The 14,609-nt window shown below is 38.6% G+C and carries 7 protein-coding genes; 5 read left to right on the plus strand and 2 right to left on the minus strand.

The window, feature by feature from the left end; genetic code table 11:
* Positions 1-435: 435 nt before the first annotated feature.
* Positions 436-6,744 (plus strand): isopeptide-forming domain-containing fimbrial protein, encoded by a 6,309-nt coding sequence (locus ACFOY7_RS06085; protein WP_390250411.1) that lies wholly within the window; start codon positions 436-438, stop codon positions 6,742-6,744.
* 284 nt (positions 6,745-7,028) lie between these two features.
* On the opposite strand, the gene gdhA is transcribed toward ACFOY7_RS06085, so the two are convergent.
* Positions 7,029-8,390 carry an NADP-specific glutamate dehydrogenase gene (gene gdhA / locus ACFOY7_RS06090; RefSeq protein WP_390250413.1) on the minus strand — a complete coding sequence of 454 codons (1,362 nt, stop codon included), beginning with the start codon at positions 8,388-8,390 and terminating at the stop codon, positions 7,029-7,031.
* Between the two features lie 286 nt (positions 8,391-8,676).
* Positions 8,677-9,924 carry an MFS transporter gene (locus ACFOY7_RS06095; protein ID WP_390252050.1) on the minus strand — a complete coding sequence of 416 codons (1,248 nt, stop codon included), beginning with the start codon at positions 9,922-9,924 and terminating at the stop codon, positions 8,677-8,679.
* A gap of 188 nt (positions 9,925-10,112) precedes the next feature.
* Here ACFOY7_RS06095 and ACFOY7_RS06100 point away from each other — a divergent pair, with 188 nt between their 5' ends.
* From ACFOY7_RS06100 to treR, 4 genes are all read left to right on the plus strand, one after another.
* A complete protein-coding gene (locus ACFOY7_RS06100) occupies positions 10,113-10,466 on the plus strand; it encodes a hypothetical protein (RefSeq protein ID WP_390250415.1) in 354 nt (117 codons plus the stop codon).
* 144 nt (positions 10,467-10,610) lie between these two features.
* Positions 10,611-12,056: a PTS system trehalose-specific EIIBC component gene (gene treP, locus ACFOY7_RS06105; protein ID WP_390250417.1), complete on the plus strand. Its 1,446-nt coding sequence runs from the start codon at positions 10,611-10,613 to the stop codon at positions 12,054-12,056.
* 68 nt (positions 12,057-12,124) lie between these two features.
* Positions 12,125-13,807, plus strand: a complete 1,683-nt coding sequence (gene treC, locus ACFOY7_RS06110) for an alpha,alpha-phosphotrehalase (protein WP_390250419.1) — start codon at positions 12,125-12,127, stop codon at positions 13,805-13,807.
* Between the two features lie 15 nt (positions 13,808-13,822).
* On the plus strand, positions 13,823-14,536 hold the full coding sequence (treR, locus tag ACFOY7_RS06115; protein WP_390250421.1) for a trehalose operon repressor: 714 nt from the start codon (positions 13,823-13,825) through the stop codon (positions 14,534-14,536).
* Positions 14,537-14,609 lie beyond the last annotated feature (73 nt).

A 14,609-nucleotide genomic window follows, 5' to 3' on the forward strand; every position in this document is an offset into this window, starting at 1 on the left:
GTGTAACAGATGAAGTGTTAGCGTTTATTATTTTTAATTCTAAAAGGACTGGCTAGTGAACTGTGTTATAAGGAAATAGGCACTAGTTGTAAAGTGAAATGTTGTTAAGATTTTGTATAGTTGATTCTGATACCATGACAAAAAGCGATATATTCGAACTGATAATATATTACTTTTTACCTTAATTTCAGATTATTGTGTTATTTTTTATCTATTTTGTGACAATTAGTCATTTAAAATAGAATACTTTCCTGGCATTATAGATCAGTTGCTTAGGAAGTGTTAATGAAAGGGTTTTAATTAATTCTGAACAAAATGATAAAGGAGGTTACTGACAACATAAATAAAAAAGGTATTTAAGCTATGAAAACAGGAAATATCCGGGAGTGTGAAATGATTTATAGATTCTATATCTTAATGTAGGAGGGGAAAGGTTTGAAAACTAAAAATCCCTTAAAAAAGAAAATGAAGTCGAGCTTGCAAAAATTCTTTATTATGTTTATGAGTATGTTAGTAATCTTTACAGGTGCTGTGCCCTCTACCACTCCTTTTATCATAGCGGAAGAGGGAGTAAGTATAGTGGAGCCAACTGTATCGAAAGATGTGGATGGCGAAATGAGTAAAGAGATCATCAAGGGACAAGACTTTAATTATCGTATCAACATAATCCTGCCAGATGTAACAGGTTATGAATCGATGACTGTTACTGATGAATTAGATGCTAGATTAGCTGTTCAAGGAACAACTATCCTTATCAATGGGGTTGTAGACGATACATATGAAGCAGTTGTCAACGGTCAAACCATTTCCTTGTCATTGACTGCTGAACAGCTAAGCAGCCTTTCAGAAAAGGATATAACACTGCAAATTACAACGAAGATAAAAGAGGATGTCAGCTCTGAAGGAAACATTGACAATATTGCTCAGATTTTAATTAATGGCGGTACTCTTTTAGAGACAAACTCTGCTGTCGTCACGCCGGTTGAACCAACGGGAGAGGAGCAAATCAATACTAATGAAACAGTACAGGGTGAAAGTCAGGAAGTGGATTCTGTCGAGTCAACAGAGGGAACGCCTGAGGAGCCTGTAATAGAAAATCAGGAAGCTGATTCAGCTGACCCATCAATTGAACAAGTGGAAGCGGCTGCTGCTATTACTATTAATGATATTGATTCATATGGTATCCAAGGAGATACTCTCTATCAATTTGATGGAAATAACCCTATTTCAACAAAAGCAAGTGTTCCTATTACAGGGATTGCTGAAACTACTGGGCTTAATGGATTGGCAGTAACTCTAGAAGAAAATGCTTTATATGCAGCAACCTATTCTTATAGTACTAATCTCTCAAAGATATATAGAATAAGTGCTAGTGGTGCAGCTCAAGCAGTTGCCGATGTAACAGGTATAGCGGGTAATTCGGTTATTTATGAAGGGAAATATTATTATTTATACAGTCTTAATGGGCAGGCATATATTGGATCCTATAATCTAACTACGGGGGAAACAGAATCAATAGAAATTACTAATTATAGTCTCCCGGTATATCAGGATATGGGAGGAGATCTAGTCTTTGATAGTGACGGATACATTTGGTTTTATAATGGTACAACTTTAGTCCAGTTAAATCCTCGCGCCGGTGTGGTTGTTCGTATTATCTCTGTATCTGAGGGGGATACCATTGAGTTCGGAAGCAGGGGTTTAAGCTTTTTACCTAGCGGTGATATGTTGATAGTTGGTGGAGAAAGGGGCAGTACCCCTAAATTTTATACGCTTAACGCCGATACTTTAAGTGTTTCTTTTATTGGAGAAATGTCAGGAGAGCTTGTTTTTGATTTGGCATCCGAAGTGACACCTCAATTCGAACCAAATGCTCCAGCCCTCCAATCAAATAAATCGGTAAGTATTACCCAGAAGGCAGAGGGAAATACATCTTCTGGCACTCCTGAAGTAGGTGATACCTTAACTTATACTATTCAGACAAGTAATACAGTGGAAGACAGTTTAATCAAGAACCTTTCAATTAGCGATACTATCCCTGAAGGTCTGACTTATATTCCAGGTTCGTTAATGGTAGATAGTGAGCCTGTTACAGATGAGGAAGGTGATGATAAAGGACATAGTGTAGATGGTGACATAACTGGGCGGTTCGGTGATATCTCTGACACGGAATGGCATACGTTGACCTTCCAAGTAACCGTAAATGCAGACCAAGCTGGTAAGAGTATTCAAAATACGGCAACTGTTAGTGGAGATAATGTTACTAATCCAGATGAGCCAAGTACAGAAGTAACCATCGGCTCAAAAGGAGAAATAGATGCTTGTGCAGCACCTGTTGCATTGATTAATGGGAGTTTCGAAGAACCAATCTATTCAGCTGATGATCCAAACCATACAAGGTATTCTCATTATCCATGGTTTGAAGTAGCACAGGATTATGTCCCGGGATGGCAAACAACTGATTCCTCAAATTTATTGGAAATAATGAATAAGGATCTAGCTGACGATGCTAGGGCAACTTATCCACCTACGCACGGTCAGTTAGCTTGGGCATTTGACCCAGCGAACGGTAAACAGTTTGCAGAATTAAATTCAAAGGAATTTGCACAGTTATATCAAGAGGTGCAAACAACACCAGGTCAAACAATTTATTGGCGTTTAGCCCATAGAGGTTTAGTTGGAACTGACACAATGGCCGTAAAAATTGGCCCGAATACAACAGCACCAAAAGACTTACCGGCAGTTCAAGATATTACAACGGATAATGGTGGGTGGCAGTATTATTCCGGTATCTATACTGTTCCAGAAAATCAGACTGTTACACGTTTTGGGTTTGAGGCTGTTACGTCGTCTACTGGGGCACAAAATGCGGGCAATGTTTTAGACGATATCTTCCTAGGAACCGAGCCATGCGTAGTTGCAGAAAAGACCGTTTCCCCAGAGGAAGAGGTTTTTGCCGGTCAAGAATTAACGTATGAAGTAAATGTTAAAAATAACGGTGGTGACATTGCAGCTGACACTACTTTTGAAGATGTTATTCCAAAAGGTACGGAATATGTCCCTGGTTCATTAAAAATAATAGATGGCCCGGGAGTAGCAGACATAACCGATGAAGCAGATGATGACGTGGGACAGTTCGATGGTGAGAAAGTCATTATAGCGTTAGGTGATTTGCCAAATACGAGCGACTTACCAGACGGTATCACGGTTCAGTTTAAAGTAAGAACGCTAGAAACTGATATAGAGAAACAAGTTACAAATAAAGCACAAATATCCTATGATAATCTGTTAGTAAATACAGAAGAACAAGTGGAAACCAATCAAGTAACTAACACAGTGCTGCCAAGAGAAGAAATAAATGCTTGTGCAGCACCAGTAGCATTGATTAATGGAAGTTTTGAGGAACCACTATATTCGCCTGATGATCCTAGGTTTGTAAGAGGAGGAACTTCTGTTAATTCTTCTTGGTTTGAGGTTAAACAAGAGGATGTTCCTGGATGGAAGACAACTGATTCTTCTGGTTTGTTTGAATTCATGAATAAGAGCTTAGCAGATGATTCCAGAGAAAATTCACCACCTGGTGATCCCTGGGCATTTGATCCTGCTGAGGGGCAACAGTTTGCAGAATTAAACGCAAGAGAAGCAGCACAATTGTATCAGGATGTTACAACAACACCGGGACAAACAATTTATTGGCGTTTAGCCCACAGAGGTGTAGCAGGCTCTGACACGATGGCTGTAAAAATAGGTCCAAATACTTCTGCACCAGGAGACTTGCCCACTGTTGATACAATTACAACAGACAATACAGGATGGCAATATTATTCAGGTACCTATACTGTTCCTGCTGGTCAGTTAATTACACGTTTTGGTTTTGAAGCAGTTTCAGCAGCATCTGGCCTTAGATTTATGGGGAATGTTTTAGACGATATCTTCCTAGGAACCGAGCCATGTATAGTTGCAGAAAAAACAGTTTCTCCGGAGGGCGAAGTTTTTGCCGGACAAGAATTAACATATGAAGTAAATATTAAAAACAACGGTGGAGACGTTGCGGCTAACACAAATTTAGAAGATGTTATTCCAGAAGGAACAGAATATGTCCCGGGTTCATTAAAAATAACAAATGGTCCTGGAGCAGGAAATATAACCGATGTAGCAGGCGATGATGCCGGCCAGTTCGACGGTGACAAAGTCATTGTAGAGTTAGGCGATTTGCCAAATACGAGCGACTTACCAGACGGTATCACGGTTCAGTTTAAAGTAAGAACGCTAGAAACTGATATAGAGAAACAAGTTACCAATAAAGCACAAATATCCTATGATAATTTGTTAGTAAATACAGAAGAACAAGTGGAAACCAATCAAGTAACTAACACAGTGCTACCAAGAGAAGAAATAAATGCTTGTGCAGCACCAGCAGCATTGATTAATGGAAGTTTTGAGGGTGGGCCTGCAAGAGGCTCGTATAATGGTTCATTTATGTTTCGTGAGGCAGAAGTACCAGGCTGGTTAACAACGGATGATTCCCAGGGTGAGAAATTAATTGAGATATGGGATTATAATCGAAACTATCCTTCTGCTGTACGCAGTTTCCCTGCTCCCCCTGATGGAAATCGTTATGCAGAATTAAATGCATATGATAACGGGCTGCTATATCAAGACGTAGAGACTACACCAGGCCAAATTATCTATTGGAGATTCTCGCACATGGGGCGCCAAGGTGTTGATACGATGCAACTTCGAATTGGTGGAGTTACAGATAACCCTTATGATACTCAAATTATCGATCAAATGTCTGATGGAAACACCGCATGGGGAACTTATACTGGAACCTATATTGTTCCAGCTGGGCAGACCATGACACGATTTGGCTTTGAAGCAGTCAGTACTGCTGGTGGAATTTTAGGTGCAGGTAATTTCCTGGATGACATTTTCCTGGGAACAGAACCATGTGTTGTTGGAGAAAAGACGGTTTCTCCAGAAGGAGAAGTCTCTGCTGGTGATGAAATAACCTATGAAATTACAGTGAAAAATAATGGTGGAGACATTGCTTCTAATACTGTCTTAAAAGACACTATTCCAGAAGGTGCGGAATATGTACCAGGTTCATTAAAAATTATGGAAGGCCCTAGCATAGGAGATTTATCCGATGAAGCAGATGGTGACGCAGGTCACTTCGATGGAGAGAAAGTCATCGTAGAATTAGGAGATCTGCAAAATACCAATAATTTACCAAATGGGGTTACTGTACAATTTAAAGTAAAAGCATTAGTTAATGATGCAATAAGTGAAATTACTAATCAAGCAACCATAGCGTATGATAATTTATTAACCACTGAAAGAGAAGAAACAGTTACGAACAAAACAACAACGCCATTAACATATCAACAAGCTGTCACAGAATCGGAAAAGACATCTAGTATTGCACAAAAAGCGGAAGGAAATACAGATGCGGAACACCCAGAAGTGGGCGATACGCTGCTTTATACGATTCAGACCCGAAACACTGTGGAAAACAGCCTGATTCAAAATTTAACGATCAGTGATTCCATTCCAGAAGGATTGGAATATGTGGATGGATCCTTGGCGGTAGACGGTCAAGCTGTAACGGATGCAGAAGATGAGGACGCAGGCCATCGGATTAACAGAGAAATCATTGGTGAATTCGGTGATGTCACGGATAACGAATGGCATACGTTGACGTTCCAAGTCATCGTAGCGGACGGACAAGCAGGTCAAGATATTGAAAATATCGCAACCGTAGATGGCGATAATATCGACGAGCCAGATAAACCAAGTGAAGAGATTTTAGTTTATCCGCGTGAACCGAAGATACAATCAGAAAAGAAAGCTGAAAATACAGCAGAAGGTAAAGAAGTATACGAAGTAGGCGATACCGTATTATATACGATTCGAGCACGTAACACGGTTCGGGAGAGTCTTGCTCAAAACTTGGTGATCTCCGATAAGTTACCAGAAGGATTGACTTATGTCGAAGGAAGCCTCGAAGTCAGTCATGAAGGTACAGGGAATGTGGAAAATGGCATGATTACCGCAACTTTTGGTGATGTAGCAGATACGGAATGGCGCACTGTGACATTCCAAGCGAAGGTGGCAAATCGCCAAGCTGGCAAGACAATCGAAAATGTGGCACAAGTAGAGGCGGATAATATCGAGGACCCAGTACAAGCGAGAGAAGAGATCGAGATTGAAAATAAAACTTCTCCACCAGGAAAACCAGGGGGACCTGGAGGTAATGATCCGGAACAGCCAGGAGATCCGGAACAGCCAGGAGATCCGGAACAGCCAGGAGATCCGGAACAGCCAGGAGATCCGGAACAGCCAGGAGATCCGGAACAGCCAGGAGATCCAGAACAGCCAGGAGATCCAGAACAGCCAGGAGATCCAGAACAGCCAGGAGATTCGGAACAACCAGGAGATCCAGAACAGCCAGGAGATCCGGAACAGCCAGAAGAGCCAGAACAACCAGGAAGTAACGATCCGGAACAGCCTGGAGATAACACTCCAGAGCAACCGAAAGATAATGGTTTAGCTCAGTCGGGAGATAACGATCCGGAGCATTCAAAAAATCCAAACTATTTGACAGAACAAGTCAATGATGACGGAGAATTACTACCAGATACAGCTACTAACAATATGAATTATATCCTGGCAGGTTTTATATTACTGCTTATTGGAATTATTAGTTTGTACTGGAGAAAGAGAGAAGTTAACGAAAGATAGACCTTCCTCCTTCCAACAAAAAAAGCCTTCCTCTAATAGGGGAAGGCCTTTTTAATATGTATCAAATCCAAGTCCTCTCGTTCTGTCATAGTTTTTAGTAATAATAGCAGCAGCATAGGAAGTAAATGCATAACTAAACACTATCAAAACAAGGAAATTGAAATTTCACTTATTCATGCTTTTGAATAAGTGAAAATAAAAAGACCCCAAAAAATTATGGGGTCTTTAATATATGGAAATTAAATAATCGGATAATTGAAGAAAGATGTAACAATTAGCTGTAATTAAATTACACCCTGTGCTACCATTGCATCTGCTACTTTTAAGAAACCAGCAATGTTTGCACCAACAACTAAGTTTCCAGGATGACCATATTCCTCAGAAGCAGCCACACTGTTTTTATAAATATTTTGCATAATTTCCTGAAGTTTTTCATCAACTTCTTCAAACTTCCAAGAAAGGCGTGCACTGTTTTGTGCCATCTCAAGAGCTGAAACTGCTACACCACCAGCATTAGCAGCCTTGGCAGGTCCGAATAATACTTTGTTTTCTAAGAAAACATCAATTGCCTCAAGAGTTGAAGGCATGTTCGCACCTTCACCAACAGCTTTTACACCATTAGCTACTAATGTTCTCGCTGCATCTTCGTTTAGTTCGTTTTGTGTAGCACAAGGAAGAGCGATATCACATGGGATATTCCAAATACCTTCAAACCCTGCAGTATATTCAGCTTCAGGATGCTCGTTAACATATTCCTTGATACGTTTTCTCTCAACTTCTTTTAGACGTTTAACAGTTTCCAAGTTGATACCGTTTTTGTCATAAACGTAACCGCTGGAATCACTGCATGCCACAACTTTTGCACCTAACTCGGTAGCTTTTTCAATTGCGTAAGTAGAAACATTACCAGAACCAGAAATAACAACTGTCTTTCCTTTAAAGCTGTCTCCTTGATCTTTCAACATTTCCTGTACAAAATAAACAGTACCATAACCAGTTGCTTCTGTACGTGCTAAACTACCACCAAAGTTAAGTCCTTTACCTGTTAGAACACCAGCTTCGTTACCGCCACGCATTTTTTTATATTGACCGAATAAGTAGCCAATTTCACGGCCGCCAACACCAATATCTCCTGCAGGAACGTCAGTATCCGGACCAATATGTTTAGAAAGCTCACTCATGAAGCTTTGGCAGAAACGCATAATCTCACCATCAGATTTTCCTTTAGGATCAAAGTCTGACCCGCCTTTACCGCCGCCAATTGGTTGACCAGTTAAGGAGTTTTTGAAGATTTGCTCAAAGCCTAAGAATTTAATAATACTTGCATTAACTGATGGGTGGAACCGCAGACCGCCTTTATATGGTCCAATTGCGCTATTAAACTGGACGCGGAACCCGCGATTTACTTGAACTTTACCTTCATCATCTACCCAAGGTACACGGAAAGAAATAATTCTTTCAGGTTCAACCATTCTTTCTAAGATTCCTTGTTCCATGTATACTGGGTGTTTTTCGAAAACAGGAACTAAAGAATCAAAAATCTCTTTTACTGCTTGATGAAATTCATTTTCATTGGGATTACGTTTTTTAACTGTTTCATAAACGTCATTTACATAATTTTGCGCAACTTGATTTGCATTAGTCATATCTTATTTGTTCTCTCCTTACTTCTTTATATATATTTGTTAAGCATAAGCGTGACACCAATTTGAATCTATCTCATTTATTTTGCCAAATGACTATTGATTTATACTTTTTTGAATAAACGGTAGATGAAAAGGTAACCAATCCTGTTTATTCAAAATAGTATGAATATTCGCCGATAAGAAAAGTTTATTATATCAATTTGGTATAAACAATGCTGATGCGAGATTGAATTAATGCTTTTTTGAGATAGGTGGTCAATGGTAAAAGAAAACCCTCGGCATTTGCTTACGCTCGCCGAGGGATTTCCATAGGAATTTCGATTTTTTTATCTGAGGGTACAAACGAAAGAATAATCATGCCAATAACAAATAGGAGGATTAAACTGAGAATGCCTACATTCGATCTTCCTGTCATTTGAGTAGTAAGCCCTAAAAGAAGTGGTCCTGTGATTGATGCGAACTTACCGAAAATATTGTAAAAGCCAAAAAATTCATTTGCATTCTGTTTAGGTATTAATTTCGCAAAATATGATCTGCTTAATGCCTGAATACCCCCTTGGGATGATGCAACAAGCATTGCTAATACCCAAAAGTCAACTGCTGTTTCAAGGAAATACCCATAAACACAAACAACAATATAGATCGAAGACCCGACTAAAATCATTGTTTTCGCCGAGTAGCGATCTGCTAATTTCCCGTACAACAGGGAAAATGGAGCAGCGACTATTTGAGTAACTAACAATACTACTAGCATGAGGGTTGCATCCAAACCTACGTCAGAACCATATGCAGTTGACATAGAGATAATGGTGCCGACCCCATCGATATAAAAGAAATAAGCTATTAAGAAAAGGGACAAATACTTATATTGTTTTATATTCTTTATTGTATGAAACAGTCGGCGAAAACTTTGTCTGACTGGTTTCGGTTCTCGCTTAATAAAGTGCAATTGTTCTACATTCTTCATAATGGGGATTGCGAATGCTGCCCACCAAATACACGTAATAAGAAATGCAATCCGACTCGCCATCACACTGGAAATAGGGAGTATTTCTTGTTGTGCTAAAAGAATGATAGAAATACTTAAAACAAATGGAATAGTACTACCTATGTATCCTAGGCCAAATCCTCGTGCAGATACTTTATTCATTCTTTTGTCTTCCGTGACATCAACTAAAAAGGCATCATAGAAAACATTTGCACCTGTTGAACCGAGTGAAGCTAGTGTGAAGAAGACAAGCAGCAATAACCACTCTCCTTCTGGAACAAATACCAGGGCAGCTGTTGAAAATAGACCTAACCCCATAAAGCTAAGAAAGAATCTCTTTTTTAATCCCTGATAGTCTGCAATGGTACCAAGGATTGGACCTGCCATTGCTAAAATAAATGTAAATATAGCAATGGTATAGCCCAAGTATGCGGTTGAATCATGGTTTTCTACGCCAGCCGCAGAAGCCTGTGCTTTAAAATATATGGGGAAAATTGCTGTCGTGATAATAATACTAAATGCAGAACTGCCCCAATCATACAACATCCAACTTTTTTCTTGTTTATTAAAACTTTTCACCCGTAATTCACCACCTTTTTTCTTTATTCTACTAAAAGGCAGAAAATAGATCTCCCTAAAATTTGAAAATTAATAGAAAATTTACTTTCTGTTTTAAATGGACTGAAACCGGGTACATTAAAATGAACAAATAAAAAAGGAGAGGAAGATCTTCAGTGAGTAGATTTATCCAAGCTTTTTTTAAAACAGAAGACGATGCGGAGACAGTGAAAACAGACCTAGTAAAATTAAAAACAAGTAGTATCAGAATTGACCACTTGCCAGATGCACAACAAACCATGCTATTAACGCCACTAGCATATGGAGGTAATAATTCCAGTAATTCTAGCACTGTAGGAGGTGGCGGAATTGTAGCAGCTTTCACTAAAAATAACGGACAAGAAGTTAGTGATGATTCGCCTAGAGATTACACGATTGAATTTGAAGTAGAGGAAGAGGATTTCGAAGCTGCTTTAAAAGTGATTATGGAAAGTGATGGGTATATTGATAGAAAAACAATAGAACGTTAAAAGTTTAATTAAGGGAGCTTACTATAAAGCTTCCTTAGTCTCTAACATATTTTTTTGTTGACAATCATGTATATACAAGTTAAGATGAAAACGCAAACAAATAACTTGTATATACATGATACTGAATGAGGAGGAGGAACGAGGATGAGTAAGTATACAGAGCCAGCTAAAGAGTTACTGGAGAAAGTTGGCGGTAGTGAAAATATATCTGTTGTTACACATTGTGCAACAAGAATGCGCTTTGTATTAAATGATTCTGACAAAGCAGATGTGGAAGCGATTGAAGAGATTGGACTTGTAAAAGGTACTTTTACTTCCGGCGGGCAATTTCAAGTTATTATTGGTAATGAGGTAGCATCTTTTTATAATGAGTTTACGAAAATAGCAGGTGTTGGTGATAGTTCAAAAGATGAAGCAAAACAAGCGGCGAAACAAAATATGAATTTTCTACAAAGAATGGTTTCACACCTTGCAGAAATCTTTACACCAATTATTCCGGCATTAGTAGTCGGTGGTCTTATACTGGGTTTTCGAAATGTAATTGGGGGAATTGATGTAGATTCGGCACAAGATGGTATGCAAACATTTGCAGATAGTTCTCAATTTTTACAAGGTTTATATGATTTCCTCTGGTTAATAGGTGAAGCAATATTCCAATTCTTACCTGTTGCCATTACATGGGCTATTTCGAGGAAAATGGGGACAACCCAGGTGTTAGGTATTGTTCTAGGTATTACACTTGTGTCTCCTCAACTTTTAAATGCCTATGATGTAGCAGGGGCTGAATCGATTCCGTTTTGGGATTTTGGATTTGCCCAAATTGATATGATTGGTTATCAAGCACAGGTAATTCCTGCGATTTTAGCCGGGTTTGTACTTGCCTATTTAGAAATCTGGTTACGTAAAATAATACCAAGTGTTGTTTCAATGATATTTGTTCCGTTTTTTGCACTTATACCTGCAGTGTTAGTAGCGCACGTTGTCTTAGGTCCGATAGGTTGGGAGATTGGTTCATGGATTTCTAACGTCGTTTATTCTGGATTAACTTCAGGCTTTGGCTGGTTATTTGCAGCAATATTTGGATTTGCCTATGCTCCGCTGGTTATTACAGGACTTCACCATATGACGAATGCGATTGATTTGCAGTTAATGAGTGACTTTGATGGAACAATATTATGGCCGATGATCGCTTTATCTAATATTGCCCAAGGGTCAGCGGTAGTTGCAATGATTTATCTGAATCGTAAAGATAAGCAAGAAAAGCAAGTGTCTGTTCCTGCAGCCATTTCCTGTTATCTTGGGGTGACAGAACCCGCATTATATGGTATTAACTTAAAATATCTTTTTCCATTCTTTGCGGGGATTATAGGGTCAGGTATTGCTGCGATTATCTCTGTTGGATCTGGTGTTATGGCCAATTCAATTGGTGTCGGGGGTATTCCTGGCGTACTGTCAATCCAAGTCGCAGATATGCTAATGTTCTGTGTAGCAATGGTCATAGCGATTGTTGTTCCATTCATTTTGACCGTAATATTAGCAAAAACAAAAATTGGCAAGGATGCATATAAGAGACTTGGAAAGAACAATTAAACAAAAATAGAGAGAGGGGATAATATAACCCTCTCTTTTTCCGCTATCTAAAAGAAAGGGTGTTTATTATGGAAGACAAATGGTGGCAAAAATCAGTGGTTTATCAAATCTATCCGAAAAGTTTTAATGATACAACAGGCAATGGTGTAGGTGATATTCAAGGTATTATTGAAAAATTAGATTACTTAAATGAATTAGGTATCGATGTTATTTGGCTTACACCTATTTATGCTTCGCCACAGAATGATAATGGTTATGATATCTCTGATTATTTCTCCATTCATCCTGAATATGGAACAATGAGAGATTTTGAAGAATTGTTAGATGAAGCACATCGTAAAAATATAAAAGTCATTATGGATATTGTCGTCAACCATACATCAACAGAGCATGAATGGTTTAAACAATCAAAATCATCCCTCCAGAATCCTTATAGGGATTTCTATATTTGGAAGGAGGGAGAAGCGGGGGAGCCTCCAACAAACTGGCAATCAAAATTTGGTGGATCGGCTTGGCAATTAGATGAGAAGACAGGCCAATATTATTTGCATTTGTTTGATGTCACGCAGGCGGATCTGAATTGGGAAAATGAAAAGGTTCGTGAGGAAGTATATCAAATGATGAACTTCTGGCTAGATAAAGGGGTGGATGGCTTTCGGTTAGATGTAATTAACCTGATTTCTAAAGATCAAAGATATCCAAACGATGATGGATCAATCCCGCCCGGAGATGGACGGAAATTCTATACAGATGGTCCAAGAGTACATGAATTTTTACGTGAAATGAACCATAATGTGTTTAAAGGCAGGCAAACAATGACAGTTGGTGAAATGTCATCAACAACTCTGGAAAATTGTATTCAATACTCCAATCCAAATAATGAAGAATTGGATATGACGTTTAATTTTCATCATTTAAAAGTGGACTACCCTAATGGTGAAAAATGGGCAAAAGCTGATTTTGATTTTTTACAACTGAAGCAGATTTTATCAAAGTGGCAGACTGGCATGCAGCAAGGCGGCGGTTGGAATGCGCTGTTTTGGTGCAATCATGATCAACCAAGAGTTGTCTCCAGATTTGGCGATGATGGGGCTTATCATAAAGAATCAGCCAAAATGTTGGCAACGACTATTCATTTAATGCAAGGGACACCATATATTTATCAAGGAGAAGAGTTTGGGATGACGAATCCTAAATTTGAAACGATCGATCAATATCGTGATGTTGAATCACTGAATATGTATAAAATGAAAAAATCGGAAGGGATACCAGAGGAAGAAATACTTGAGATTTTAAAAGAGAAATCTAGAGATAACTCCAGAACACCAATACAGTGGGACAGCAGTGAAAATGCAGGATTTACAACAGGCAAGCCCTGGATTGGTGTAGCAGATAATTATCAAGACATTAATGCCGCGAAGGCTATTTCTGACAATGATTCAGTATTTCATCATTACCAAAAACTAATATCATTAAGGAAAAAATACCAAGTAGTTACGGATGGAACGTATCAATTACTTCTGCCTGATGATCTTGCAATTTTTGCCTATATAAGGGAAAATGAAGAAGAGTGGATGCTTGTTGTGAATAACTTTTATGATAAGGCGGTCCAGTTTGGATTACCAGCTGAAATAGATATAATGGATGGCTCAGGGGATGTTTTATTGTCTAATTATCATGATAAGCCAGATGTGATAGATCATACAGAACTTCGACCATACGAGTCATTTGTCTATTACCAAAAGAAATAAACGAGGATAAGCAGCATGGAAAACAAGTATATGGTTATATACCAGGAAATGGTGAAGCAAATCGAGCAGAGGGAATACAAACCAAATAACTTTTTGCCATCGGAAAATGAATTAACAACTATTTATAATACTTCGCGGGAAACTATACGTAAGGCATTAACGTTATTAGCGCAAAATGGTTATATTCAAAAAATTAGAGGGAAAGGTTCTTTAGTAATTGACAGAAGTAAATTTGATTTTCCTGTATCAGGTCTAGTCAGTTTTAAAGAAGTTGCAGAGAAAATCGGACAAAAGCCGGTAACCATTGTTCAATCATGTGAGTTAATGGATGCTCCCGCTGATATTTGTAAACAATTGAAGATGAAACAAACAGAACAAGTATGGAAAATAAACCGGATCAGATCATTCTCTGGCAGTAAAATTATCCTTGATAAGGATTACTTGTTAGAAAAACATGTGCCTTATATGTCTAGGGAAATAGCACAGGATTCTATCTATGCTTTTCTCGAGAAAGAGTTAGGGCTTACCATTAGCTTTGCTAAGAAAGAGATCATTGTTGAGGAACCGACTGAAGAAGATCGATTATTGTTAGACTTAGACGGATTCTCTAACATTGTTGTGATCAAGAACTATGTCTATTTGGATGACGCAAGTTTATTTCAATATACTGAATCACGTCACAGGCCAGACAAGTTCCGTTTTGTCGACTTTGCGCGGAGAAGTCATTAGAGGGGCAGTAGCTTAATGTTACTGTCTCTTTATTATAGTGAAACAAATGATCACATTCATTCGTATAGAAAAG

Origin of the sequence: Gracilibacillus xinjiangensis, assembly GCF_042651765.1 — a bacterium.
GTDB lineage: Bacteria > Bacillota > Bacilli > Bacillales > Amphibacillaceae > Gracilibacillus > Gracilibacillus xinjiangensis.